At 70.3% G+C, this 26,310-nt stretch carries 21 protein-coding genes; 14 read left to right on the forward strand and 7 right to left on the reverse strand.

Annotation, left to right across the window (positions count from 1 at the left end):
• On the reverse strand, nucleotides 1-1,016 hold a 1,016-nt coding region (locus KDM41_07020), incomplete at its 3' end, for a protein kinase (GenBank protein MCB1183166.1).
• Nucleotides 1,017-1,116: 100 nt separating this feature from the next.
• Here KDM41_07020 and KDM41_07025 point away from each other — a divergent pair.
• From KDM41_07025 to KDM41_07060, 8 genes are all read left to right on the forward strand, one after another.
• A complete protein-coding gene (locus KDM41_07025) occupies nucleotides 1,117-1,956 on the forward strand; it encodes an alpha/beta fold hydrolase (protein MCB1183167.1) in 840 nt (279 codons plus the stop codon).
• Nucleotides 1,957-2,170: 214 nt separating this feature from the next.
• On the forward strand, nucleotides 2,171-2,662 hold the full coding sequence (locus KDM41_07030) for an SET domain-containing protein-lysine N-methyltransferase (GenBank protein MCB1183168.1): 492 nt from the start codon (nucleotides 2,171-2,173) through the stop codon (nucleotides 2,660-2,662).
• Nucleotides 2,659-3,129: an ATP-dependent zinc protease gene (locus KDM41_07035; GenBank protein MCB1183169.1), complete on the forward strand. Its 471-nt coding sequence runs from the start codon at nucleotides 2,659-2,661 to the stop codon at nucleotides 3,127-3,129. Before KDM41_07030 ends, KDM41_07035 begins: the two co-directional genes overlap by 4 nt.
• A gap of 1 nt (nucleotide 3,130) precedes the next feature.
• Nucleotides 3,131-4,339, forward strand: a complete 1,209-nt coding sequence (locus KDM41_07040; protein MCB1183170.1) for a RimK family alpha-L-glutamate ligase — start codon at nucleotides 3,131-3,133, stop codon at nucleotides 4,337-4,339.
• Nucleotides 4,336-5,403, forward strand: a complete 1,068-nt coding sequence (locus KDM41_07045; protein ID MCB1183171.1) for a succinylglutamate desuccinylase/aspartoacylase family protein — start codon at nucleotides 4,336-4,338, stop codon at nucleotides 5,401-5,403. The genes KDM41_07040 and KDM41_07045 overlap by 4 nt, the downstream gene beginning before the upstream one ends.
• Before the next feature lie 92 nt (nucleotides 5,404-5,495).
• On the forward strand, nucleotides 5,496-6,413 hold the full coding sequence (locus KDM41_07050; protein MCB1183172.1) for a DUF1684 domain-containing protein: 918 nt from the start codon (nucleotides 5,496-5,498) through the stop codon (nucleotides 6,411-6,413).
• Between the two features lie 6 nt (nucleotides 6,414-6,419).
• Nucleotides 6,420-7,916, forward strand: coding sequence for an MBOAT family protein (locus tag KDM41_07055; GenBank protein ID MCB1183173.1), 1,497 nt, complete (start codon nucleotides 6,420-6,422; stop codon nucleotides 7,914-7,916).
• A 9-nt stretch (nucleotides 7,917-7,925) separates the two neighbouring features.
• The gene (locus tag KDM41_07060; GenBank protein MCB1183174.1) at nucleotides 7,926-9,116 is read left to right on the forward strand and encodes a hypothetical protein; all 1,191 of its coding nucleotides are present in this window, start codon (nucleotides 7,926-7,928) and stop codon (nucleotides 9,114-9,116) included.
• 69 nt (nucleotides 9,117-9,185) lie between these two features.
• On the opposite strand, the gene KDM41_07065 is transcribed toward KDM41_07060, so the two are convergent.
• The gene (locus KDM41_07065; GenBank protein MCB1183175.1) at nucleotides 9,186-9,779 is read right to left on the reverse strand and encodes a hypothetical protein; all 594 of its coding nucleotides are present in this window, start codon (nucleotides 9,777-9,779) and stop codon (nucleotides 9,186-9,188) included.
• A gap of 12 nt (nucleotides 9,780-9,791) precedes the next feature.
• A complete protein-coding gene (locus tag KDM41_07070; GenBank protein MCB1183176.1) occupies nucleotides 9,792-11,402 on the reverse strand; it encodes a sodium:proton antiporter in 1,611 nt (536 codons plus the stop codon).
• Between the two features lie 147 nt (nucleotides 11,403-11,549).
• Here KDM41_07070 and KDM41_07075 point away from each other — a divergent pair, with 147 nt between their 5' ends.
• Nucleotides 11,550-12,659, forward strand: a complete 1,110-nt coding sequence (locus KDM41_07075) for a glycosyltransferase family 4 protein (protein MCB1183177.1) — start codon at nucleotides 11,550-11,552, stop codon at nucleotides 12,657-12,659.
• 38 nt (nucleotides 12,660-12,697) lie between these two features.
• Here KDM41_07075 and KDM41_07080 read toward each other — a convergent pair whose 3' ends face one another.
• Both KDM41_07080 and KDM41_07085 read right to left on the reverse strand, forming a co-directional pair.
• A complete protein-coding gene (locus KDM41_07080; protein ID MCB1183178.1) occupies nucleotides 12,698-13,648 on the reverse strand; it encodes a hypothetical protein in 951 nt (316 codons plus the stop codon).
• A gap of 546 nt (nucleotides 13,649-14,194) precedes the next feature.
• Nucleotides 14,195-14,881 carry a MarC family protein gene (locus KDM41_07085; GenBank protein MCB1183179.1) on the reverse strand — a complete coding sequence of 229 codons (687 nt, stop codon included), beginning with the start codon at nucleotides 14,879-14,881 and terminating at the stop codon, nucleotides 14,195-14,197.
• 1,139 nt (nucleotides 14,882-16,020) lie between these two features.
• On the opposite strand from KDM41_07085, the gene KDM41_07090 reads away from it, so the two are divergent.
• Entirely contained in the window at nucleotides 16,021-17,034 is a 1,014-nt protein-coding gene (locus KDM41_07090; protein MCB1183180.1) for a hypothetical protein, read from the forward strand.
• Between the two features lie 73 nt (nucleotides 17,035-17,107).
• On the opposite strand, the gene KDM41_07095 is transcribed toward KDM41_07090, so the two are convergent.
• Entirely contained in the window at nucleotides 17,108-17,431 is a 324-nt protein-coding gene (locus KDM41_07095; protein MCB1183181.1) for a multidrug efflux SMR transporter, read from the reverse strand.
• A 168-nt stretch (nucleotides 17,432-17,599) separates the two neighbouring features.
• Between KDM41_07095 and KDM41_07100 the strand changes: the two genes are divergently transcribed.
• From KDM41_07100 to KDM41_07115, 4 genes are all read left to right on the forward strand, one after another.
• The gene (locus tag KDM41_07100) at nucleotides 17,600-18,385 is read left to right on the forward strand and encodes a sterol desaturase family protein (protein ID MCB1183182.1); all 786 of its coding nucleotides are present in this window, start codon (nucleotides 17,600-17,602) and stop codon (nucleotides 18,383-18,385) included.
• A gap of 7 nt (nucleotides 18,386-18,392) precedes the next feature.
• Nucleotides 18,393-20,216: an ATP-binding cassette domain-containing protein gene (locus KDM41_07105; GenBank protein ID MCB1183183.1), complete on the forward strand. Its 1,824-nt coding sequence runs from the start codon at nucleotides 18,393-18,395 to the stop codon at nucleotides 20,214-20,216.
• A 307-nt stretch (nucleotides 20,217-20,523) separates the two neighbouring features.
• Nucleotides 20,524-22,365 carry a 2-oxoacid:acceptor oxidoreductase subunit alpha gene (locus tag KDM41_07110; GenBank protein ID MCB1183184.1) on the forward strand — a complete coding sequence of 614 codons (1,842 nt, stop codon included), beginning with the start codon at nucleotides 20,524-20,526 and terminating at the stop codon, nucleotides 22,363-22,365.
• Entirely contained in the window at nucleotides 22,362-23,360 is a 999-nt protein-coding gene (locus tag KDM41_07115) for a 2-oxoacid:ferredoxin oxidoreductase subunit beta (protein MCB1183185.1), read from the forward strand. Before KDM41_07110 ends, KDM41_07115 begins: the two co-directional genes overlap by 4 nt.
• 86 nt (nucleotides 23,361-23,446) lie before the next feature.
• Here the strand turns inward: KDM41_07115 and KDM41_07120 are convergent, their stop codons facing one another.
• Complete coding sequence (locus KDM41_07120) at nucleotides 23,447-26,254, reverse strand: choice-of-anchor D domain-containing protein (GenBank protein ID MCB1183186.1); 2,808 nt, start codon at nucleotides 26,252-26,254, stop codon at nucleotides 23,447-23,449.
• Between the last annotated feature and the right edge of the window lie 56 nt (nucleotides 26,255-26,310).

Below are 26,310 nucleotides of genomic sequence, written 5' to 3' on the forward strand. Positions count from 1 at the left end.
GGCAGGGCGGCCGCCACGGCGAGGGCCGAGGCCGGACGCTCGCCGGGCTCCTTGGCCAGGCAGCGCATGATGGCCCGCTCGACCACCGGATCGAGTCCGGGGACGTGCATCGTCGGCTGCGAAGGCATGCTGTCGGCGTGGAGCTCGCGGTACTCGGCCATGGTCTCGGCGCGGAAGGGCGCCCGGCCGGTGAAGAGCTCGTAGAGGACGAGGCCGAGGGCGTAGATGTCGCTGCGGACGGTGACCTCGCGGCCGGTGATCTGCTCGGGGGACATGTAGGCCGGTGTGCCGACGGCCACGTCCTGGCCGGCGAATCCCTCGGCGAGCCCGGCGAGACCGAAGTCGGTCAGCTTCACGCGCCCGCGTCCGTCGATCATGACGTTGGCGGGCTTCAGGTCGCGGTGCAGGATCCCCTGCTCGTGCGCCGCGGCCAGTCCGGCGCAGATCTGGCGGGCCACGGGGACGGCGCGCTCCTCGGGCAGGCGGCCGATGCGGGTCAGGGAGGTCGCGAGGTCCTCGCCGTCGACGTACTCCATGCTCAGGAAGTGCTGGCCGCCCGTCTCGTCGATGTCGTAGACGCGGCACACGTTGGGATGGGTCACCTGGCGGGCCGTGCGCACCTCGTTGAGGAAGAGCTGCAGGCGATGGGGGTCCTGGTCGAGTCCGCGGGGAAGGAACTTGAGGGCCACCTGCTGGCCCAGCTTGAGGTCCTCGGCCCGGTACACCTCGCCCATGCCGCCGCGTCCGAGCAGGCCGACGACGCGGTAGCGCTGGTTCACCAGGTCGCCGGGAACGAAGCGCCCGCCGGCGACCGAATCGGGCCCGGCGGGGGGCAGGGAAGCGTGGCTGATCGCCGGGCGCGACGAAACCGACGGCCCGACCGAGGTCAGGGTCGGATCGCCGGACGCGACGGGCATCGTCGCCTCCGGATCGGGGGCGACGGCGGCCCCGCCGCAGGCGGGGCAGAAACGGGCGTCCGCCGGCAGGGGCGAGCGGCAGGCAGGGCAGGTTCGCATCGGTGCATCTTAATCGGGATGGGCCCGCCCGGCGACTGCCAATTCGCCCGGGCGCCGGGGCTGGGGCTCGTGTACCATGGGAACAACCGAGGAGGCTCCCATGACGCGACCCGACGACTACCTGATGGCCTGGGAGGACAGCGCCGACCGCGTGCCCGTCCTCTGGCTGCACGGTTTCCCCTTCAACGCCACCCTGTGGGACGAGCAGATCGACGGCCTGACGGACGTGGCCCGCTCCATCGCGCCGGACCTGCGGGGGTTCGGGCTCTCGGCGCCCACCGACGACCGGGGCGACCTCGCGCGCTACGCCGACGACTGCGCCCGGCTGCTGGACCACGTGGGGCTGACGGGGCCGGTGGTGGTGGCCGGCCTGTCCATGGGCGGCTACCTGGCCTACGAACTGGCGCGCCGGCACCCCCAGCGGGTGGCGGGACTGGTCCTCGCGGCGACCCGGGCGACGCCCGAGAGCGCCGAGGGGAAGGCCGGGCGCGACGCGGCGGCGGCCGAGGTCCGGGCCCACGGCGTCGAGGCCGTCGCCGACGCCATGCTCCCGAAGCTGCTGGCGCCGGACAGCTACGAGAACCGGCCCGATCTGGTCGATTTCGTGGCGGAGATGATGCTCGCCGCCACTCCCGAAGGCGTGCTCGGCGCCCTGGCCGCCATGCGCGACCGGCCCGACTCGCGGCCCGATCTGCCCGGTCTGGACGTGCCCTGCCTCGTGATCCACGGCGAGGACGACCAGCTGATCCCCGTGTCGGAGGCCGAGGACACCGTGGCGGCGTTGCCCGACGCCGATCTGGTGGTGCTGCCCGGCGCCGGCCACCTGCCCAACCTGGAGCAGCCCGAGGCCTTCAACGCCGCGGTGCGGGAGTTCCTGGCCGAGGTGTTCTACGGGGACGAGGACGAGGACGAGGAACAGGACGACAACGGGGTGGATTGACAGGATTCGGCGGTCGCCTATATTCTGCCGCCACGAACACGCCGACCCCAGGCCACGGCCCACGCGGCCGGAAGCGCAAGGCGGCACGCTTGAACTGGTTTGCCCAGGAGGGTCTTCCGGTGATGTGTCAGAGTGCTTCGAACGTGGGCGGTCGACGACCGGGATGCCGATCCCGGCGCGAACGCCAACCCTAGATATGGGCCCGCGGCCCCGGGTGGACCTGTGTTCGCTCGGACGAGGGCTTTTCGCGGCGCGGAACTACCGCGCCGGCGAACTGATCATGGTGCTGCGCGGTCCGCGCCGGGAGCGGGACGATCCTCTCCACGACACGCCGGACGGTGCGAACCTGCTGCAGACGGGACAGCGATCCTACATCCTGCTGGGACCGCCGGGCGTCTTCGCCAACCACAGCTGCGAGCCCAACGCGGGCATCCACGGCAACCGGCGACTGGTGGCGATCCGGGACATCGACGCGGGCGACGAGATCCGCTTCGACTACTCGACGACCATGGACGAGGACCTCTGGACCATGCCCTGCCGTTGCGGGGCGCCCACGTGCCGGGGCGTGGTGACCGACTTCAAGCTGCTGCCGGAGACCGTGCGCCGGCACTACCTCGATCTGGGCATCGTCCAGGGCTTCATCGCGCGCCGGTGGGGCGGGGCGCCCGACACGTCCGGGATCGGCGCGATGGGAGAGCGAATGTGACCAGGTCCGCAGACACGCCGGTGGTGGTGGGATGGCGCGAGGTCGTCGGTCTGCCCGACTGGGGCGTGCCGGCGGTCAAGGCCAAGGTCGACACGGGCGCGCGCACCAGCGCGATCCACGTGAGCAGCGTGGAGGAGCTGTCCGACGGCCGGGTCCGCTTCGAGGTCGTGGTGCGGGAGAAGCCGGTGCTGGAGACGCGGGTGGTCGAGGCCGTGCCGGTGCGGCGGGCCGTGGTCAAGCCCAGCCACGGCGCCACCCAGGAGCGGTGGGTGTGCCGGACCCGCATGAAGCTGGGCCCCATCGAGCGCGAGATCGAGCTGAGCCTCGTCTGCCGGCGCGGGATGCTGTGCCGCATGCTCGTCGGCCGCCGCTCCCTGCCCGAGGGCACGGTGGTCGATCCGAACCGACGCTACGTGCACGGAGGTGTGCGGGTGAAGCCCAGGGCCGGCAAAGCCAAGGAGCGATGATTTGAAACTGGCGATCCTCTCGACGGCGCCGCGCTGCTACAGCACCCTGCGCCTGCGCCAGGCGGCCGAGGAACGCGGACACAAGGTGAAGGTCCTCAACACGCTGCGGTTCGGCATCGAGCTCGAGCACGGTGAGCCCGATCTGTATTTCCGCGGCAAGCAGCTCAGCCACTACGATGCGATCCTGCCCCGCATCGGCGCCTCGCTGACGTACTTCGGCACCGCCGTGGTGCGCCAGTTCGAGCAGATGGACGTGTACACGCCCAACACGGCGGCCGGCATCGCCAACTCGCGCGACAAGCTGCGCTCGCTGCAGATCCTCAGCCGGCACGACATCGGCATCCCCCATTCGACCTTCGTGCGCGACCGCAAGGACGTGCTGCCCGCCATCGCCCGCATCGGCGGGGCGCCGGTCATCATCAAGATCCTCGAGGGGACGCAGGGCGTCGGCGTGATCCTGGCCGAATCGAACAAGGTGGCCGAGGCCATCATCGAGACCATGCACAGCGCGCGCCAGAACGTGCTCGTGCAGAAGTTCATCGCCGAGAGCCGGGGGCGCGACCTGCGCGCCTTCGTGGTGGGCGATCGGGTCGTGGCCGCCATGCGGCGCGTGGCGCAGGCCGGCGAGTTCCGCAGCAACGTGCACCGCGGCGGCCGCGCCGAGATGATCACCCTCGACGCGGTCTACGAGGAGACCGCCGTGCGGGCGGCCCAGATCCTCGGCCTGCGGGTGGCCGGCGTCGACATGCTCGAGGGGAACGAGGGCCCGCTGATCATGGAGGTCAACTCCTCGCCGGGTCTCGAGGGCATCGAGGGCTGCACCGGTCTCGATGTGGCCGGCGCCGTGGTCGACTACATCTCCGACCAGGTCGCCTTCCCCGACCTGGACCTGCGCCAGCGCCTGACCGTGACCAAGGGCTACGGCGTGGCCGAGCTGCTCATCCGCGAGGGGCTCGAACTGGTGGGCCAGTCCATCGCCGAGTCGCAGCTGCGGGAGCGGGACATCGCCGTGCTCACCCTCAACCGGGGCACCACCGTCATCTCCAATCCGCGCAGTTCGCGGGTGCTCGAGGCGGGCGACCGCCTGCTGTGCTATGGCCGGCTCGAATCGATGCGCGACCTCGTGCCCGAGCGGCGGCGCAAGCGCCGGCGCAAGGTGAAGAAGCTCGCGCCGGAGCTGCTCGACCAGCTGGGCGAGGACCTCGCGTGACGCGCGCCGTGAAGGACGTCGGCCGCTGGGGCAGCCGCGAGATCGGGCCCGGCGAACGGGGGCGGGTGCGGGTGGTCGTCTCGGAGACCTACGCCGGGGCGGACATCGGCATCCCGGTCTACGTGTGGCGGGGAGCGGCGCCCGGCCCGACGGTGTTCGTCACCGGCGCGGTGCACGGCGACGAGATCAACGGCACCGGCATCATCCGCTCGATCATCGTCGACAAGCCCTTCGAACTCGAGCGGGGCGCCCTGATCATGGTGCCGGTGATCAACCTGCAGGGTTTCGAGCGCCACGAGCGCTACCTGCCGGACCGCCGCGACCTGAACCGCTGCTTCCCGGGCACCGCGCGCGGCAGCCTGGCGGCGCGCATGGCGCGCGCGATCTACGACGAGATCGTCGCCCGCAGCGACTACGGCATCGACCTGCACACGGCGGCCATGCGCCGCACCAACTTCCCCAACGTGCGCGCCGACATGGACCGGCCCGAACTGGCTGATTTCGCGCGGGCCTTCGGGGCCGAGCTCATCGTCAGCGGCAAGGGGCCGGCCGGGTCGCTGCGCAAGGCGGCCACCGACGGCGGCTGCCCGACGATCATCCTGGAAGCCGGCGAGGTGTGGAAGGTCGAGCCGACGGTGGTCGAGTACGGCATCCGCGGCGTCACCAACTGCCTGCGCCACCTGGGCATGATCGCCGGCGAGCCCCTGGCGCCGCCCTACCGGTTCGAGACCGACGCCACGAGCTGGGTGCGGGCGGCCCACGGCGGCTTCCTCCGCTTCCACGTGACCCCCGGCGACATCGTGAGCAAGGGCGAGGCCCTGGCCACCAACCTGAGCCTCGTGGGCCGTCGCCTGAACGTCATCAAGGCGCCGCGGCGCGGGCTGGTGCTCGGCATGACGACGCTGCCGGCCGTCGCGCCCGGCGACCCCATCTGCCATCTCGCCTACGCCCGCAAGGGCGAGCTGTCGCGCATCGAGCGCGCCGTCGAGCGCCTGGACGAGGACGCCCTCTACGAGCGCATGAAGGACGACCTGTCCCGGAACGTGTTCGCGGTCAAGCGCTGAGGCGGGGGTCGCCGCCCGCCCCGTCGACGGGCGCCGCCGGATCGTGTACGATGGCGCGGTTCCCCGACGCCCCCGCAGCCCGGAGTAGACCCATGCGCCATCGTTCTTCCCGTCCCGTCGCCGCCGCCGTCCTGCTCGTCGCCCTCGCCGGTCTGGGCGCCGGCTGCGGCGGTGGCCAGGATTCCGCCTACCAGGCCACCATCGACGACTGGCACGCCGAACGCATCCGCAACCTGCGGGCCGAAACGGGCTGGCTGACCCTGATCGGGCTGCATCCCCTGGCCGACGGGGCCCACAGCCTGGGCAGCGACCCGCAGAACGACATCGTGCTCGGGGCCGGGCCCGCCCGGATCGGCGAGATCGGGATGGCCGAAGGCAAGGTCGTCTTCGTTCCCGACACCGCGGTCACCGTGCGGGAGTTCGTCGACGGTGCCGAGGGCGCACCGTTCGACGGCGGAGCGCTGCGGACCGACGCCGAAGGGGCTCCGGACATGCTCGCGTGCGGATCGCTCGTGTTCTACCCGATCGTCCGTGGCGAGGGCTTCTATCTCCGGGTGAAGGACCGCGAGGCGGAGCTGCGCCGCGATTTCCCCGGCGTGCCGCGCTATCCGGTCGACGCCCGCTGGCGCATCGAGGCCCGTCTGGAGGGCGAGCCGGGGTTCATCGAGGTCGCGAACGTGCTGGGGCAGACGAGCCGCGAGACGGCCGCCGGCGAGCTGGTGGGCAAGGTCGCCGGACACGCGTTCCGCATGCGGCCGCTGGCCCAGGACGACGGCCGGCTCTTCCTCATCTTCGGCGACGGCACCAACGGGACGGAGACGTACCCGGGCGGCCGCTTCCTGGTCCTCGAGGCGCCCGACGCCGAAGGGCGGGTCGTGGTCGACTTCAACAAGGCCTACAACCCTCCCTGCGCGTTCACGGCCTATTCGACCTGCGAGCTGCCGGTGGCCGAGAACCGGCTGCCGGTGGCGATCCACGCGGGCGAGATGAAGTTCGGCGCCGGGCACTGACGCGCCATGGTCTTCAGCTCGCCCATCTTCCTGTTCGGTTTCCTGCCGCTCTTCCTGGCGCTGTACGCGGTGGTGTTCGGTCCGACCGGCCGGATGTCCGCCGGTCCGGCGCGGGTCCTGCTGTTGCGGGCGAGCAACGTGCTCCTCCTGCTCGCGAGCCTCCTGTTCTACTTCTGGGGCGAGGGCTGGCTGGTGCTGGTGATGCTCACCTCGGCCGTCATCGACTTCGTGGCGGGGCAGGTGATCGCGCACACGTCGCGGCCGGCGGCGCGCCGGGCGGGCCTGGTCCTCTCGGTGACGGCGAACCTGGGCATCCTGGCCTTCTTCAAGTACGCCAACTTCGGCGTGGAAGCGGTCACGGGGCTGGCGGGCCTGCTCGGCCTGGGGCGCGGACCGGTGCACGACGCGCTGCAGGTCGCCCTGCCCCTGGGCATCAGCTTCTACACGTTCCAGTCCATGTCGTACACCATCGACGTGTACCGCGGGCAGGTGCGCCCGACGCGCAACTTCCTCGACTTCGCCTGCTTCGTGACCATGTTCCCCCAGCTCGTGGCCGGCCCCATCGTGCGCTACCGCGACGTGGCCGACCAGCTGCGCGACCGCCGCGTGACCGCCGACGACTTCGGCGGGGGCTGCGTGCGGTTCACCCAGGGGCTGGTCAAGAAGGTGCTCATCGCCAACACGGTGGCCGGCGTCGTCGACACGATCTGGGATCTGCCGGCCGACCAGGTGGGGGCGGGTGTGGCCTGGCTCGGCACCCTGGGCTACGCCCTGCAGATCTACTTCGACTTCTCCGCCTACTCGGACATGGCCATCGGCCTGGGCCGGATGCTGGGCTTCCGCTTCCCGGAGAACTTCAACTATCCCTACGCCGCCCTCTCGGTGCAGGACTTCTGGCGGCGTTGGCACATCTCGCTCTCGACCTGGTTCCGGGACTACCTCTACATCCCGCTGGGGGGCGGACGGGTGCGACCCGTGCGCGTGTACTTCAACCTGGTGACGGTCTTCTTCCTCTGCGGGCTGTGGCACGGCGCGGCGTACGGCTTCATCCTCTTCGGCCTGCACCACGGGCTCTTCCTGGTGCTCGAGCGCATGGGCCTCGCCGCCCGCGTGGCGCGGCTGCCGCTGCCGTTGCGACTGATCTACACGCACCTGGTGGTGAACGTGGGCTGGGTGTGTTTCCGCGCCGCGGATCCGGCGCAGCTCGGGGCGATGCTGCGGGCCCTGGCGGGAATGGGCGCCACCGAGACCGGCGCGCCGGGGCCGGCCGCCTACCTGTCGGCGCCCTTCACCACCGCGGCCCTGCTGGGGGCGGCGTTCGCCCTGCCGCTGCTGCCGTGGCTGCGGCTGCGCCGTGACGCCTTGCTCGCCCGCTGGCCGGGGGCGGCGCCGCGGGTGGCCTGGGGCGTGGCCCGCAACGCCGTGCTGCTGGCGGGGCTGGTGCTGGCGATGACCTCGCTGGCTTCCGGCTCCTACAACCCATTCATCTACTTCCGGTTCTGAGGGGGCGCGGTGCAGCGGGGAACGAACATCGTCTACGCCGTGCTCTTCGTGCTGGCCTGCGCCCTGCCCCTGGCGGGGCTGGTGGCGCCGGGGCTCGATCCGGCCCCCGCCCTGAACGAAAAGCGCGAACCGGCGCCGGCCCCCGACCTGGCGGCCCTGGCGCCCGCGGACGTGCCGGCCGCGACGGACGCCTGGTTCGACGACCACTTCGGCTTCCGCAACCTGCTCGTGCGGCTGAACGGCCTCTTCCGCTATCGGGTCTTCAACGCGAGCTCCTCGGGGCAGGTGCTGCCTGGCCGCGACGGCTGGCTCTTCTACGACAGCACCGGCTACCGCGGCGGCGAGCCGCGCGCGAACCACATGGGCGAGCTGCCGGCCCGGCACGAGGAGCTGTTCCGCCGGCTGAAGGAGCAGTTCGAGTACAACGACGCCTGGTTCGCCGCGCGCGGGATGACCTACGTCATCGTCATCGCGCCGGACAAGTGGTCGGTCCATCCGGAGCTGCTGCCGGGGACGGTCACGGGGGCGCCGGCCCGGACGAGCGGCGATCTCTTCCTCGACTATCTGCGGGCCGAAACCGACCTGAAGATCGTCGATCTGAAGCCCGTGCTGCGGGAGCGGAGCCGTGACCTGGGTCCGCTCTACTATCGCCTCGACTCGCACTGGAACGAGCTGGGGGCCTGGCTCGCGTCGGCGGAGATCCGCCGGCAGCTGCACGGCTGGGATCCGCGGGTGCCGCTGCTGGAGCCGGCGGTGCCGACGGTGGTCCGGCGGGAGAAGCGGACCGGCGACCTGGCGGCGCTGATGGGCCTGGAGGGGTGGCTGCGGGAGGACGTGCCGGTGGTCGGCGACGATCTGCGCCCGCGCCTGACCGTCACGGAGCTGCCGGTCCCGGCCAACCGCAACCAGCACCGCACTCCGCTGGACATCCGCCAGGACCGTCCGGAGCTGCCCCGCCTGCTCGTGCTGCGCGATTCGTTCGGGGACGCCCTGTGGCCCTTCGTCTCGGGCGGCTTCAGCCGGTCGCGGTGGGTGTGGACCAGCAATCTGCCGGCGGATCCCCAGCCGGTCTTCGACGAGGTCGCGCCCGACATCGTCATCGAGGAGCGGGTCGAGAAGTACCTCATGTTCCCGGTCCGCTACTTCACGGCGCCCGGCCGCGCGGCCGTCGTCGCGCCCGATCACCGCAAGCGGCGCTGAGCCGGGGTGCCGGCAGGCCGAAGCCCCCGGCGCCGGCCGGGGGCTTCTTGCGCGTCGCGTCGGGATCGTCTAGGCCAGGTTCAGCCTGATCGTCTCCACCGTGACGAGAGGATCGTCGTCGAGCTTGTGGTGCAGGCCGATGAGGGCGTCGATGCGTCCCCGGGCCGTGCCCTTCCCCGAGGCCTCGAAGTCGTGCACCGCGGAGTAGGCCTCGACGCCCTTGGCGCTCGGATCGTGCTTCACGTCGTGGCGCCAGTCCTCGAGCTTGACGCCGGCGGGGAGGTCCTTGAGTGCGGCCTCGATGCGGTCGGCGTACTTGGGCGCATACGCGTGGTAGGAGAAGGCGAAGCTGGCCGACCGGATGTGCCGGTTGCTCGTGATCTCGAGCCCCGTCTCCTCCTTGATGCGCCGCTGCATCTGCTTCAGGTAGCCGGCGGCCTCGGCGTCGAGCACCACGTGGCAGTCGACGGCCCGCACGCCGAACATCTCCTTGAACTTCTCGGCCGGGCCCTCGTGGTGGATGCCCTCGTCGAAGCTGTACCAGGCGGTGTGGTCCCTGCCGGCGCCCATCATCAGACCCTTCAGGAACGCCTTGACGACCTTGGGCTTGCCGCGGAACACGACTTCGTAGAAGCGCGGCGCGGCGGTGGTTTTCTTGGCCATGTCAGACACTCCTTAGGCGAAGAAGACGAAGGTGACGATCACGAAGATCGGCATCAGGATCGGCAGCGACCACTTGCCCATGTAGCCGAAGAAGCTCGGCATGGGGATGCCGGCCTCCTCGGCGATGGCCTTGACCATGAAGTTCGGCGCGTTGCCGATGTAGGTCACCGAGCCCATGAACACGGCGCCGGCCGAGATGGCCGTCAGGTCGTGGATGAACTCCAGGTTCTTCAGCTCGGAGCCCAGGTAGCCCAGCATGCCGGGGATCTCGGCCTCGACCTTGCCGAGGTCGCCGAGGGCCGCGTTGAAGAACGTCAGGTAGGTGGGCGCGTTGTCGAGGAAGCTCGACAGGATGCCGGTGGCCCAGAAGTAGCGCACCGGGCCGTGCACGTTGTTGGTCAGGTCGGCCAGGGCGCCGGCCGGTCCGGCCTTCAGGATGGCCAGGGCCGGGATGATGGTCATGAAGATGCCGGCGAAGAGGTAGGCGACCTCCTGGATGGGGAACCAGCTGAAGCCGTTCTTCTCGCGCAGGGACTTCTGCGTGGTGACCATGCTGAGCACGCCCATGGCGATGATGATGACGTCCTTCAGCCAGTTCTGCAGGGGCACCTTCACGGCGTGGCTGCCGCCGGCGTAGACCGTCACCTCGTTGAGGTGCAGCGAGCCGGACATGATCACGGCGCCCATGACGCCCAGCAGGAAGAAGAAGTTGTGCCAGCCCTCGATGCGGATGCCGCCCTCGCCGGGCTGGGCCGCCGGCACGTTCTCCTCCTTGCGGTAGAAGTAGGAGTCGAAGAAGAAGAACACCACCAGCAGCAGGCCGCTCGTCAGCAGCATCTCCTTCAGCAGGCCGGTCGTGACCCAGAAGAAGGGCACCTTGTGCAGGAAGCCGAGGAAGAGCGGCGGGTCGCCCAGGGGCGTCAGGCTGCCGCCGATGTTGGCCACCAGGAAGATGAAGAAGATGATCAGGTGCACCTTGTGCCTGCGCCAGTCGTTGGCCCGCAGCAGGGGCCGGATGAGCACCATCGCCGCGCCGGTGGTCCCGATCAGGGAGGCCAGGAAGGTGCCGATCAGCAGCAGGGTGACGTTCACCTTCGGCGAGCCGCGCAGGGCGCCGCCCACGTAGATGCCGCCCGAGATGGTGAACAGGCCCCACAGCAGGATGATGAAGGGGAAGTAGTCCAGGAAGTAGATGTGCAGGATCTCCTGGATGGCCTCCGTCGCGTTCCAGATCAGGAACGGGATCGCGAAGAGCAGGGCCCAGAAGGCCGAGACCTTGGGGAAGTGGTGGTGCCAGAAGTGGGGCGCCAGCAGGGGGCCGAGGGCGATCGAGAGCAGGATGCCCGCGAAGGGGATCGCCGTCCACAGGGGCAGCAGGCCGACGGGGCTGACATGGCCTTCACCGTGGCCTTCGCCGTGACCGCCACCGTGTCCGGCCGCGTCGGCGGCGTGGGCCGCGGCCGCATGCGGATCGGCCGCGTGGCCATCGGCCGCCTGTTCGGTCGCGGGGTCGGCGGCGCCGTGATCCTGAGCAACGGCATTCAACGAGACCAGACCGACGAGTCCCAGGGCGACCAGCGCGATCAGCAGCGGGCGCCGGAGCGAACGAAAGTCACAGACCATGGGAGATGCCTCCGTGCAACGGGTTAAGTTGCCTGTTGGTGTGGCGTTGACCGTAGAATACGATGTCCCGGGTGTCAACTAAGGGTGCGGGTCCCACAATAGCAAGGTATCGGTCAGGTTAAAGTATTCTTTAGCGACAGGGATTCCATGCACATCGTCCACCTGAGCACGCGGCGCGATTTCTACGGTGGCGAGGTCTGCCTGGCGAACCTGGCCCGGGGGCTGGCCGCCCGGGGCCACCGCGTCAGCTGTCTCGTGCAGCCGGGCAGCGCGCTGGAGGCCGGCCTGGCCGGTGGCCCGGCGAACGTGGTGCCCCTGGCCATGGTCGACTGGTTCGACCCGGGCACCGTGGCCCGCGTGCGGCGGTGGCTGGCCGTCGCCGGCGCCGATGCCGACGTGCTGGCGACGCACCTGCCCCGGGACTGGTTCATCGCGGCTGTCGCGGGACGGGATCACGGCGGCGCCCAGGTCGCCACGCGGCACCAGCTGGCGCCGGTCTCGTGGCCGGTCTTCAAACGGCCCTTCCTGCGGCGCTGCCGGGCGGTGGTGGGCGTGAGCGAGGCCGTCTCGGCCGTGATGCGCCGCAGCGGGCTGGTGCCGCCGGAGCGGGTCGTCACGATCCCCAACGGCGTCGCGGCGCCGACGGGTGCGGGGGCAGGCGAGCGGCTGCGGCGTCTGGTCGGGGCGCCGCCGACGGCGCCGGTGGTCGGCATGGTGGGACGCCTGACGCCCGCCAAGGGGGCGGCCGATCTCGTCGCCGCCGCCGCCGCGGCCCGGCACGCGGTGCCGGATCTCCACGTGGTGCTGATCGGCGGCGGTGAGGACGGGGCCTTCGCGGCGGCGTTGCGGCGGGAGGCCGTCCTCAGGGGCGTCGGCGACCGCGTCCATCTGACGGGTTATCTGCCGGGCGCGGCCGACCTGGCCGCCGGCTTCGACGTGCAGGTGGTGCCCTCGGTGGCCGAGCCGTTCGGGCTGGTCACCATCGAGGCCCTGGCGGCGGGCGTGCCCGTGATCGGGACCGACGCCGGCGGCACGCCGGAGATCGTCCGCGACGGCGTCGAAGGCTTCCTCGTGCCCGCGGGCGACCGCGCCGCCCTGGCGAACCGGCTGGTGTGCCTGCTGGAGAGCGCCGGCCTGCGGCGGGAGATGGGCCGGCGGGGCCGCGCGCGCCACCGCGAACGCTTCACCCTCGCGCGCATGCTCGACGCCACCGAGGCGCTCTACCGGTCCTGCCGAAGAGAAGGGGCCCGGCGCTAGCCGGGCCCCTCGCACGATCTTCCGGAACGGATCCGGGTCTACTTGAACAGAGCCTTCACGGTGCCGAAGGAGGCGTTCTCCACGGCCACGGCGCCGCCGCTGGCCGCGAAGTTCATCGTGTAGTCACCGCAGCTGTCGGTGCCCCAGCTGTCGACCACCAGGTACACGTACATGTCCGAGCCGGACGCGTTGGTGTAGGAGACGGTCTCGGTCTCGCCGCTGAACGTGTCGTCGGCGTAGGCCAGGCAGTTCAGGGGCTCGACGCAGGCGTCGACGACCCACAGGGCGCCGTCGGCGGTGTTGGTCACGTCGGCGGTGAAGCTGCTGCCGGCGGGCATGAAGATCTCGTAGTAGTACTCGAGACCGTTCTCGGTGTAGGCCTCGCAGCCCAGCGCCGAGACGTTGTTCACGCCGGCGCAGGTGGTGCCGGTGAAGTACGAACCGAAGACGTCCTCGACCGCGTCGCAGAAGTCGACCGGCTCGGGCAGCGCCACCGAGTCGATGGTGAAGGTGAAGGGGCTGGCAGCGCCGTTGTAGCCGTCGACGACGAAGTAGAAGTCGCCGGAGACGGGCACGTTGGTCGACACGCCGGAGTCCACCACGATCAGGCAGCCCAGGGTCTCGTCGCACTGGTCCAGGACGGCCAGGTCGAGATCGCCGGCGTCAGCCGCGATCGAGGCCTGGAACATGGCCGGAGCAGCCAGGTACAGGTGGTAGACAACTTCGCCGCCGGACTCGTTCCAGGTCGAGCAGCCGTAGGTCGTGACGTTGTTGGGAGCGCCCGTGTTGTCGCCGTAGTAGACGTTGTCCAGGGCGATGGAGATCGCGCCGGAGCAGTCGAGCAGGCCCTTGTCGCCGGCCGGACCCTCGTCCTTCACCGGGGTGATCTTCGAGGTGGAACTCATCGGAGCAGGAGCGGCGGCGAGCACCGAACCGGCAACGAGGATCGTCATGGCGGCAAGAGCGATGATGGTGAGCAGTTTCTTCATTGTTGTCCCTCCAAAACGGGTACTTGAGAGAAATTCATGAGGGGGTGGTTCCCCACGACAATCGCCATCGGTTGTGTCCGTCACCTCCTTCTGCGGGTCCGGGCCGCGGGCCCGGGTGTCTGGATCCGAGGAAATCAGACGGGCGAATACACGCGGCTGCCGTTGCCGCCGATCGAATCGGCCGGCGACACGGGTTCACCGCGATGGACGAACTGCTGGAATCGAATGGGCCGGGCGGCCCGGGCGCTCCCGACTCCGGAGGCGCCGTGCGCCGCGGAGCGGTCCCGGACCAGGTGCGGGGCCTGGAAGGATAGGGATCTCGAGGATGGTCTCATCGGGTTCTCCCCTCCCCTGACCACCGTATTCGTCTGCTGCTCGAGTTGGGGCGATCACCTCGGTGAGAGGCCCCGGAACCCGTCGGGCGAAGCGCAACAGCGGCCCGGTTGTGCAAGTCCACGCGTCGGTGAAGTGCTCAAAAAAATCTTCCCCTTTGATGGGGGAATTGACCATATTATTTTGTTCGGTTAACTGTCAATCAACAAATCATCATGTTTTCGGGCTATTCAGCACCAAATCTATAAAAACCTTCCCAAGTCCATCAATGATGAGCTGAACCGCAATAACTGTGACCAGCAGCCCCATCAGTTTCTCGATGATCTTCATTCCCGTCGCACCCAGCCGGTTGAGCACCGCGTCGGCGCCCATGAGGATGCCGCCGGTCAGGAGCAGGATCGCGCCGACCGCCGCGAGCACGAGGGGCGCGCCCAGGTTGTCCGGCCCCTGGGGGGTGAGGACCATGACCGTGGTGATGCTGCCCGGACCGGCGATCATGGGGATTGCCAGCGGGGTGATGGACGGATCCTCGTCGATCACCTCGTCGGGGTGGTGCACGGCGTGGAGCTCCTTGTCGGCCGCCACCGCGCGCCGGATACCGGTCTGCCAGCGCCGCGGCTTCGACTGGAGCATATCCAGGCCGATGCCGAAGAAGATCACGCCGCCGGCGATGCGGAAGGCCTCGATGGTGATGCCGAACAGGCGCAGCAGTTCGTGCCCGACCAGGGTGAACAGGGCCAGCACCACGAACGCCGTGACGAGGGACTTGGCGAGGATGCGCCGCTTGGCCGGCCGGTCCCGGTCGGCCGTCAGCCCGCTGAAGAAGGGGATGACGCCCAGGGGATCGATGACGGCGAAGAGCGAAGAGACGCTGAGCACGAGAAAGGCGGTCGGGCCCACGTCGGCACCTCCGGGTCGGGTCCAGATACGTTCGGACGGCGCGCGACCGCCCGGGTCGGCGCAATGTGAGCATTCGGGGCCCTCGTGTCCAGCGGAACGCGCAGCCGGAATCGCCGCCGGGGCTCCCACCTGGGCAGTATGTCTTCATTTACGACCTAAAGAACGCTTTAGTTGTGGCGATATATCTGGCTGTCCCTCGCCCGGATCGGTCCCGCACCGGAAACTGAGTATCGGGAGATGACATGAGCCTGCGCATGAAGATCCTCACGCCCATCGTGGCCGCCCTGACCGTGGCCGGCGTGATCGCCTTCTTCGGCATTTCGCGGACGGTCGACGGCATGGTCCGCGACCAGGTCGCGTCCGAACAGGGGAGCACCAACGCCGCGATCGAACGGGCCATCGAGACCAAGGTGCACGAATACAACGCCTTCCTGGTCGGCGCCGAGGACCGCGTGCTGCAGCAGGCGGCCCTGCTCTCCGAGTGGCCCGACGTGCAGAAGGCCTACCGCCACGCGCTGACCGGCAACATCAACGACGAAGCCGATCCGCGTTGCCAGGAGGCGCGGGACATGCTGCGCACCTCGATGGCGCCCTTCGTCTCCGGCTACACGAAACAGACGGGCGACGAGCAGCTCTCGCTGCACTTCCACCTGCCGAGCGGGCGCAGCCTCACGCGCATCTGGCGCAAGGACTGGCAGACCAAGCGCGACGGCCGGAAGATCGACGTCTCGGACGACCTGACGGGATTCCGGCAGACCGTCGTCGAGGTCAACCGCAACCACAACAAGGTGTCGGGCATCGAGGTGGGGCGCGGGGGCTTCGCGATCCGGGGCGTCGTGCCCGTGTCCGAGGGGGCGAGCCACCTGGGTTCCCTGGAGGTCTTCACCGACTTCACGCCCCTGCTCGAGAAGCTGAAGGGCAGCGCCGACGAGGACTACGCCGTGTTCATGAACCGCGACCTGCTGGCGACGGCCACGAAGCTGCAGGATCCCGAGGCGTTCCCCGTCGTGGCCGACAAGTACGTTTTCTGTGCGGCCACGGACCGGGACCGGGCGCTGACGTTGTCGCAAGTGGATCTGCTGGAGAAGGGCTCGCGCGGGCTCGCCAAGGAGACCGCGGGGGACTGGCAGCTGGCCGCGATGCCGGTCAACGATTTCTCGGGCGACCCGGTGGGCGTGCTCGTGATCATGCTCGACGTCTCGGCGCAGAACCGGAAGCTCGCGGCCATCGTGGCGTCCGGCAGGAGCACGCGGCGGGCCGTGCTGACCGGCGTGGGCATCGGCACGCTCGTGCTGATCCTCGTGCTCGGCGGCCTGATGGCAGGTGTCGTCGCGCGGATCCACGCCACGCTGACCCGGGTCATCCAGAACCTCTCGTCCGGAGCCGCCCAGATCAACTCGGCCTCGGTGCAGGTGGCGGGCGCGAGCTCGCAGCTGGCCAACAGCTCTTCCGAGACGGCGGCGGCCCTCGAGGAGTCGTCGGCGTCGCTGGCCGAGCTGTCCGAGCGGACCCGCTCCAACAGCGAGACCGCCACCGAGGCGAACCGCATCGCGGGCCAGGCCAGCGAGGAGACGGTGGTCGGGCAGTCGGCGATGGAGCGCATGAACGCGAGCATCGGGCGCATCAAGGAGTCGTCGGACCAGACGGCGAACATCCTCAAGACCATCGACGAGATCGCCTTCCAGACCAACCTGCTGGCCCTGAACGCGGCGGTCGAGGCCGCGCGGGCGGGCGACGCCGGCAAGGGCTTCGCGGTGGTGGCCGAAGAGGTGCGCAACCTCGCCGGCCGCAGCGCCGAGGCCGCGCGCGACACGGCGGTCCTCATCGAGCAGGCCCAGCAGAACGCGAACCAGGGGGTCGAAGTCACGTCCGAGGTGGCCGAGATCCTGGCCCGCATCAACGACGCCGTGGGCGATGCGGCAGGCCTCATGGGCCGGGTCAACAGCGCGAGCGCGGAGCAGTCCAGCGGTCTGGACGAGGTGAGCACGGCCGTCGTGCAGATGAACACCTCGACCCAGGCGAACGCCGCCAGCAGCGAGGAGATCGCCGCGGCGGGCGAGGAGCTCTCGGCCCAGGCCGCCGAGCTCGACGACATGGTGGGCGTGCTGGTCGATCTGGTCGAGGGGCGCCGCACGGCGCAACCCGTGGCCTGACCGCAGACCCTCGCTGGCGACGGCCCCCGTCCGGCCAGGGACGGGGGCCGTCGTGCGTCCGGGCGCGGGCGGATCAGGAGCGCGAGGTCAGGCGCAGGCCGACGATGGCGACGAGGAGCAGGGCGAGGAAGACGATCCGGCCGGGATGCAGGGGCTCGTCGAAGAGGATGACGCCCAGCACCGCCGCCCCGAGGGCGCCGATGCCGACCCACACGGCGTAGGCCGTGCCGATGGGGAGCGTGCGCGCGGCCAGGCCCAGCAGGACCATGCTCGCCACGAGGGCGATCCCGGTCAGCACCGTGGGCACGGGCCGCGTGAATCCGGCCGTGTACTTCAGACCGATGGCCCAGCCGGTCTCGAGGAATCCGGCCAGCACCAGCATCAGCCATGCGGACATCCCGACCTCCTCGTGCGGATCCGCCGTCGGCCCCATTGTGCGGGCAAAGCGTTGCTGCGCCAACCGAAAACCGGGGGCGGGGCCGGCCGCCTTGACATCGTCGCCGGGCGTGCGGATCATTTGGCCGCAGGGCCGGTCGCCGTGGCGGCGAACGGCAGGAAGGAACCCATGTCCGGCGCACCCCGCATGCAGCCCGCGAACCCGGTGGCCAGCGACTTCGTCGATCCGGCCGGCGTCGATCTGGCGCGCCCGCTGTTCGCCCAGGTCGCCGACCTCGGTGCGTCCTATTTCGACTGGGTGCACGCGCCGGTGCCGCGGCCGCTGCTGCGCCGCCTGGCGGCCCGGCCCGGCGTGCGCTGGGCCGGCTCGGTGCGCATCTTCGGCGACGACCGCCTCGAGGCCATGACCCACATCCCCTGGCAGCTCGTGCTGGCCATCTGGGCTCCGGTGGTGGTGGCGCTGCCGGTGCTGGCCCGGCGCCTGGCGCCGCTGTCGGCGCTCGCGACGGCGGGTCTGCTCGTGGCCGGCTTCTTCGTCTGGACCTTCGCCGAGTACGTGCTGCACCGCTGGGGCTTCCACACGCCGCCGCGCAGCCGGCTGGGCATCCGGGTCCACTTCCTGGCCCACGGCATCCACCACCTCGACCCGACCGACGGCACGCGCCTCGTCTTCCCGCCGCTGCTGGGCGTGGGTATCGCCGCGGTGCTGTTCGGCCTGGTCTCGCTGGTGCTGCCGGTGGCGTCGGCGCTGGTCGTCATGTCGGGTCTGCTGGCGGGCTACCTCGTCTACGACATGTCGCACTACGTGAGTCACCACGGCCGCGTGCAGGGCTCGCCGTGGCTGCGCTTCCTGGCCCGCTACCACAACGCCCATCACCACCGCGAGCCCGAGGCCAAGTACGGCGTCTCGAATCCGCTCTGGGACATGGTCTTCCGCACCGGCGGGCACCGCTGACGCTCCCATGGCCCTCATCGAACTGAAATCCGTCGCCCTCAGCCACGGTGGCCCGCCGGTCCTGGACGGCGTCGACCTGCGCGTGCATGCGGGCGAGCGCATCAGCCTGGTCGGGCGCAACGGCGAGGGCAAGTCGACCCTGCTGCGGGTGCTCGCCGGCACCGTGCGGCCGGACGCGGGGGAGATCGTGCGGCAGGGCGGCCTGCGGATCGGCTGGCTGCCCCAGGAGGTCCCCGCCGAGGTGAGCGGCACCGTCGACGCGGTGGTGCGCGCCGGGCTCGCCGCCGCGCTCGGCGCCGAGCGGGCCCGCGAGGAGGGGCATCTCGTGGCCCAGGCCCTTACCCGCGGCGGCCTGGACGGCGAGGCCGACTTCGCCACCCTCAGCCAGGGCAACCGCCGGCGCGCCCTGCTGGCCCGGGCCATGGTGGCCGAGCCCGACCTGCTGCTCCTCGACGAGCCCACCAACCACCTCGACATCGACGCCATCGCCTGGCTCGAGGGCGAACTGCAGCGCTTCGGCGGCACCCTCGTCTTCGTGACCCACGACCGCGCGTTCCTACGCGGGCTGGCCGATCGCATCGTCGAGCTCGATCGCGGCCGGCTGCGCGACTGGTCGTGCGACTACACCACCTTCGTGGCCCGGCGCGACGAGGCCCTGCGCGTGGAGCAGGAGCAGTGGGCGGCCTTCGACCGCAAGCTCGCCCAGGAGGAGGTGTGGATCCGGCAGGGAGTGCGCGAACGCCGGACCCGCAACGAGGGGCGGGTGCGCGAGCTGAAGCGCATGCGCGAGGAGCGGCGCGAGCGGCGGGAACAGGCGGGCGCCGCGCGGATCGGCCTGCAGGAGGCCGGCCGCAGCGGCCGCCTCGTGGCCCGGGTGCGCGACCTCGAATTCGGCTGGGGCGCCACGTCCCTGGTGAAGGACTTCAGCACCCTGATCCAGCGCGGCGACCGCGTGGGCATCCTGGGCCCCAACGGCGCGGGCAAGACGACCCTGCTGCGCCTGCTGCTGGGCGAACTGGCGCCCCGGCGCGGCACGGTCGAGCGGGGCACGAACCTGCAGGTGGCCTATTTCGACCAGCAGCGCGCCCAGCTCGACGAGACGCGTACGGTCATGGAGAACGTGACCGACGGACGCGAGACGATTCCCTTCGGCGGGCGCACGGTCCACGCCATCACCTACCTGAAGAACTTCCTCTTCACCCCCGATCGCGCCCGCTCGCCCATCACCCACCTGTCCGGCGGCGAGCGCAACCGCCTGCTCCTGGCGCGGCTCTTCACCCAGCCGGCGAACCTGCTGGTGCTGGACGAGCCGACCAACGACCTGGACATCGAGACGGTCGAGCTGCTGGAGGAGCTGGTGGGCGAGTTCGACGGCACCCTGCTGCTGGTGAGCCACGACCGGGAGTTCCTGGACAACGTCACCACGAGCACCCTGGTGCTCGAGGGCGAGGGCCGGGTGGCGGAGACGGTCGGCGGCTACGCCGACTGGGCCCGCGCGTCGCGGGCGGCGGCGCGGGAGCGGGCCCGCGAAGAGGCCGCCGCGAACCCCCGGACGGACCGCCGCGAGACCCCGCCCGCTCCCGGCGGGCAATCGGCCGCCGCGCCGAAGAAATTGACGTGGAAAGAGAGCCGCGAACTCGAGGAGCTTCCCGACCGCATCGAGGCCCTCGAGACCGAGCAGTCCGCGTTGCATGCGCGGCTGGCCGATCCGGCCTTCTACCAGGGGCCCGGCGCGGAGATCGCCGCGGTGCGGAGCCGTCTCGAATCGTTAAGCGATCAATTGACATCGCTTTATGATCGGTGGAGCGAACTCTCCGAACGCAGCGGCTAGTCGAACCCGATTCCCGTTCTCAAATGGCGCTCCAACTCTCCGTCGGTTGCGGACTTAGCGGCGTGTGCGATCGCGGCGCACGTCCGACGCGAATTCGGCAACCCGGCCCGGACGAGTTCTGGCGCGGCGAAAACCGCTGGCATACATTGGGCCCATGCGGTTCAATGAGCCGCAGCGGTCCGGTTTCGCGGCCGACCGCGACCCGCTGCCCGGTCCCAGCCGGCCGGGCCTCTTTCCAGACCCCTACTCCCTCTCCCGCAGGGCCTGGTGGCGGTGGGATCGAGGGCGAGGAGGCGACGCAAACGCCATGTCTTCTGAACTCATCAGGCAAGACGATGTCACCATCCGCTTCGTCGGCGACTCCGGCGACGGCATGCAGCTGACAGGGACCCAGTTCACCGACACGACGGCCAAGGTCGGCAACGACCTCGCCACCTTCCCCGACTTCCCCGCCGAGATCCGCGCCCCGGCCGGCTCGCGGGCGGGCGTCTCCGGCTTCCAGATCCACTTCAGCTCGCGCGACATCTACACCCCCGGCGACGCCCCGAGCGTGCTGGTGGCCATGAACCCCGCGGCGCTGATCACCAACTACAAGGATCTGCAGCCCGGCGGCATCATCCTCGTGAACACGGGCGCGTTCACCGAGGCGGACCTGAAGAAGGCCGACCTCGACTCGAACCCCCTGACCGACGGCACCCTGAAGGGCTTCCGGGTCATCGAGGAGGACATCAACCAGCGCACCATGGAGGCGCTGGCGGACATGGGTCTGGGCAAGAAGGACGTGCTGCGTTGCAAGAACTTCTACACCCTGGGCATGGTGTACTGGCTGTACAGCCGGCCCATGGAGCCGACGCTCGAATGGCTCGAGCAGAAGTTCGCCAAGAAGCCGGAGCTGGTCGAGGCCAACAGCCGCGCCCTCAAGGCCGGCTACAACCACGGTGAGCTGCTGCGCCTCTTCCAGGGCCGCTACGAGGTGCCGAGCCTCGAGAACGCCCCCAAGGGCCACTACCGGAACATCATGGGCAACGAGGCCCTGGCCATCGGCCTGGTCGCGGGCGCCAAGCTCGCGAACCTGAAGCCGTTCCTCGGCTCGTACCCCATCACGCCGGCCACCGACATCCTGCAGTACATGGCGCTCATGAAGAACCACGACGTCATCACCTGCCAGATGGAGGACGAGATCGCGGGCATCTGCACCGCCATCGGCGCCTCGTTCGCCGGCCGCCTGGGCATCACCACGACCTCGGGTCCCGGCCTCGCGCTGAAGACCGAGGCCGCGGGCCTGGCCGTGATGACGGAGCTGCCGCTGGTCATCGTCGACGTGCAGCGGGGCGGTCCCTCGACCGGTCTGCCCACCAAGGTGGAGCAGTCCGACCTGATGCAGTCGATCTTTGGCCGCAACGGCGAGTGCCCCATGCCGGTGCTGGCCTGCGCGACGCCGGCCGACGCCTTCGACTGCGCGGTCGAGGCCTGCCGCATCGCGACCGAGTACATGACGCCGGTGATCCTGCTGAGCGACAACTACATCGCCAACGGGGCCGAGCCCTGGAAGCTGCCGGCGATGGAAGAGCTCAAGCCGTTCCCGATGACGTTCGTGACCGATCCGGAGGGCTTCAGCCCCATGACGCGGGACGGGAAGCTGGCGCGCAACTGGGCCAAGCCCGGCACGCCCGGCCTCGAGCACCGCATCGGCGGCCTGGAGAAGGACGCGAAGACGGGCAACGTCTCCTACGATCCGGACAACCACCAGGTCATGATCGAGACGCGCGAAGCCAAGGTCATGGGCGTCCGCGAGACGATCCCGACCCCGCCCCTGAATGGCGAGGCGACCGGCGACCTGCTGGTCGTCGCCTGGGGCTCCACCTTCGGTGCGACGCGGGCCGCGGTCGAGCGCCTGCAGAAGGAAGGCGTCAAGGCCACCCATCTGCACATGCGCCACCTGTGGCCGCTGCCCCACGGTCTGCTCGAGATCTTCAAGGGTTTCAAGCGGATCGTCGTGCCGGAAATGAACCGCGGCCAGCTGGCCCGGCTGCTCCAGGCGGAGTATCCCGAAGTGCGGTTCGAGACCTACAGCAAGATGAAGGGCAAGCCGTTCCAGGCCCGGGAACTGAAGGCCCATTTCGAGAATATCCTGGAGGAGAAGCGATGAGCGAAGTCCAGCAATTGAAGGCGAAAGACTTCAAGTCCAGCCAGGAAGTGCGGTGGTGCCCGGGTTGCGGCGACTACTCGATCATCAGCGGCGTGCAGAACACGCTCGCCGACATCGGGGTCCGCAAGGAGAACGTGGTCTTCGTCTCGGGCATCGGCTGCTCGAGCCGGTTCCCGTACTACATGGACACCTACGGCATGCACGGCATCCACGGCCGGGCGAACGCGATCGCCACCGGTGTGAAGGTCGCCAACCCCGAACTCGACGTGTGGGTCATCACCGGCGACGGTGACGGCCTGTCGATCGGCGGCAACCACATGATCCACTCCCTGCGCCGCAACGTGGGGATGAAGATCATCCTGTTCAACAACGAGATCTACGGCCTGACGAAGGGCCAGTACTCGCCGACCTCGCCGCAGGGCCTGAAGACGAAGACCTCGCCCTTCGGTTCGGTCGACGCGCCCTTCAACCCGATCCAGCTCGCCATCGGCGCCGGCGCCACGTTCGTGGCCCGCACCATGGACGTCAGCCCGAAGCACATGAAGGAGACGCTGGCCATCGCGGCCGAGCACAAGGGCGCCGCCTTCGTCGAGGTCTGGCAGAACTGCGTGATCTTCAACGACGGCTGCTTCAAGGGCTGGACCGAGAAGGCCGTCCGCGACGAGCTGACGATCAACCTCGAGGCCGGCAAGCCCATGGTCTACGGCAAGGACATGGACAAGGGCCTGAAGATCGCGGGATTCAAGGTCGAGGTCGTGTCGGCGGACGAGGCCTCGGTCTGGGATCCGACGGTCGACTCGGCGGGTGCGGCGTTCCTCATGTCGCAGCTCGACAAGGACCCGAACATGCCGCGCCCCATGGGCGTGCTGCGCCAGGTGCAGGCGCCGACCCTCGAGGACCTCGTCCACGAGCAGGTCAGCTCCGTGACCGACAAGCGCGGCGACGGCAACCTGAAGGACCTGATCTACACTCCCGACGTGTGGGAAGTGAAGTAGGGCCGACGGGTCACCGGCGGAAGAACGGAAGCGGCGCCTCTGCGGAGGCGCCGCTTCTTCGTTGTCGCCGATCGCGCGGTTCGCCGCTACTTCAGCAGCATGATCTTGCGGTGGTCGACGCCCGCCGCCGTTTCCAGGCGCACGTAGTAGGCGCCGCTGGCCACGGCCCGGCCGGTGTCGTCCCGCCCCGACCAGGTGACGTCCTGCTCGCCGGCGCTCCGGCGGCCGTCGACGAGGGTCCGCACCAGGCGCCCGGTGACGTCGAAGACGGCCACCCGCACCGGGCCGTCCGCCGCCAGCGCGTAGCGGATGCGCGTCTCGGGATTGAACGGGTTGGGCACGTTGGCCAGCAGGGCCGTGCGCGCGACCGGCGTGCCCGCCGAGGTCACCTCGACCTCGGCGCTGCGCGCGAGCTCGCGCCCGTCGCGCCAGGCGGCGTAGCTGTACCAGGCCGTCCCGCCGGCGGGCGGGGGCGCGTCGTCGCGGTAGCGGATCACCGCGCCGTCGGCCGGCAGCAGCGTCTCCGTGACCCGCGTCGCCGCGGCGCCGGGCAGCCGGCGGAAGACGTGGAAGCCGTCGACGTCGTCCAGGCGCACCGTCCATTCCAGGTCGACGCCGCCCGCGGCGGGCACCGCCCGCGGCGTCGGCAGCGCCACGGCGACGGGATCGCCGTCGGTGATCCGGGCCACCTCGGGCACGCCGGTGGTCGTCACCATGGGCGTCAGGGCGGACTGGTCGTTCCACGGCAGCCACGACATGAAGCCGGGCAGCGAGGGCTGCTGGATCGGGCGCAGCTCGAGGGCGACGTTGGTGGGGTCGACGTCGGTCACCAGCAGGTCGAAGGTGGCCAGCAGCGTCCCGGTGGCCAGGTAGGGCAGGGGTGCGAGGCCGATGCCCACCACGTACTCGTAGCCGTTCACGGGGTCGCCCGCGTTGATGGCGTTGCCCGCGAGGACGACGTCGGTGAACAGGGCCTCGCCCCGCACGACGACGAGGCACTCCCACCCCGCGACACCCGACGTGTCGGTGGGATTCCGCAGCGCCAGGTAGACCGGCACCGTGAAGGGCGGCACCTCGGCGGCGCGCTCCGCCGCGGTGAAGCCCGGGTCGAAGTACAGGCCGAGCTGGTTCGTGCCGAGGGGGATGCCGACGTCGGGCCGGCCGCGCAGCACCACGCCGCTGCACGCCGCGGGGCCGAGTGCCAGCACGCCTTCGTCGTCGTAGATCGAGTTCGCGGTGTACGCGATCTGGAGCGGGGCCGCTGCGCCGGGCGCCACCTCGGCAGGGGGCGTACCGACCACGGCGAAGGCGGGATTGTCGATGAAGGGCGCCAGAGCGAGCGGCACGGTGCCGAGATTCTCGACCGTGACCGTGCCGTACGCCGTCTGGCCGATGGCGACCCCGGAGATCGCGAGCGTGTCGGGCGTCACCGCGCAGGATTCGATCACCGGCCCACCGGTGCCGGCGAGACTCACGGCGGGGAGATAGGGCCCGAGGTCGAGGTCGGCGGTGAAGTAGCCGTCGACCACGGGGTTGAAGTTGACGATCAGGGCCAGTTCGGTGCCGGGCGGCACCACCAGGGTCTCGCCGTCCCGGCCGACCGCGAAGGGGGCCGTGTCCGGCACGATCGCGGGCACGACCTCGAAGGAGCCGACGCCCCGGTTGACGATCCGGATCACCTGCACGCGGCCGGAACCCGGCTCCGTGGCCGGGAAGACCACGTGCGAGGGCAGGATCTCGTAGTCGGGCGTGCTCCAGACGGCGACGCCGTGCACGAGGGCGTCGGGCAGGCCGTCGCCGAAGACGATGCGCGACGTCCACTCGCCCGGCTGGACGGGGGCGAAGCGCACCTGCACACTGCGGATGAGGCCCGGCTGCAGGTTCAGGACGCCGCCGCCGGACGTGATGGCGAACGGGTCGTGGGGACCGTCCCAGGCCACGTCGAGGGCCAGCACGGTCTCGCCCGTGTTGCGCAGGGAGGTGGATCCGGTGGTGATGCTGCCGACCTCGAGCGTGCCGAAGTCGATATCGACCGGCTCGGTCCAGGAGGAGACGAGGTCGCGGCCGGAGCCGGCCACGTCGATCTGGGGCAGTCCGGTGCCGAGGCTCACGGCGCAGACGTGGGGGCCCGGGCCGGACGGCGTGAAGGTGATGCCGAGGCTGAAGGTCTGGCCGGCGGCCACGGCCACGGCGCCGGTGCGGGAGAGCTGGAACTGGGGGTCGGCGCAGACGAGCGAGATGTCGAGTGGCAGCACGCCGCCGCCGACGTTGGAGATGCCGACCCATCTCGTCACGGACTGGCCGATGGTCACCGTGCCGAAGCGCACGATCCGCGTCTCGAGCTCGCCGACGGGCGAGTCGCTGTTGATGGTGGCCACGACGGGCTCGCCGGTGGTCGTGACCAGGGGCTGCAGGTCGCCCGGCGCGTCGCCGCCGAGATAGGCCATCCGGCCGGGGAGCGAGGCGAAGTAGATGGGGCCGAGGGAGATCTCCACCGGGCCGGGACCCGTCACGAAGGCGGTGAAGGTGGCCACCGCGGTGCTGCTGCCCGGGGGCAGGGGCGCAGCGAGGCCCACCGCGAAGTCCGGCGGCGTCGCCGCGTTGATCGCCTGGCCCGCCAGGCTCCAGTTTGTCAGCGTGCCCGGCCCGTCCACGGCGACCCGGCACTCCCAGCCGAGGATGCCGCCGCCCACACCCGGATCGCGGATCACGAGGTAGCCGGTCAGCGGCACGAAGACGTCGGGCTGGACGATGTCGGTCTGCGTCAGGGCCTCGTCCCAGTAGATGCCGATCTCGTCGGCGGCGCGGGCGGCGGGGCCGGCGCCGAGGAGCAGCAGGACGCCCAGGAGCGCCACGAGCCGGGCCGGGTCCCGGCGGCGGAGAGCGAGTCGCATCGATTTCCCCTTCATTCAGCGAACGGACCGGCGCGAGCGGTGGCCGGACCCGCATG

This window comes from bacterium (assembly GCA_020440705.1).
Taxonomy (GTDB): domain Bacteria; phylum Krumholzibacteriota; class Krumholzibacteriia; order LZORAL124-64-63; family LZORAL124-64-63; genus JAGRNP01.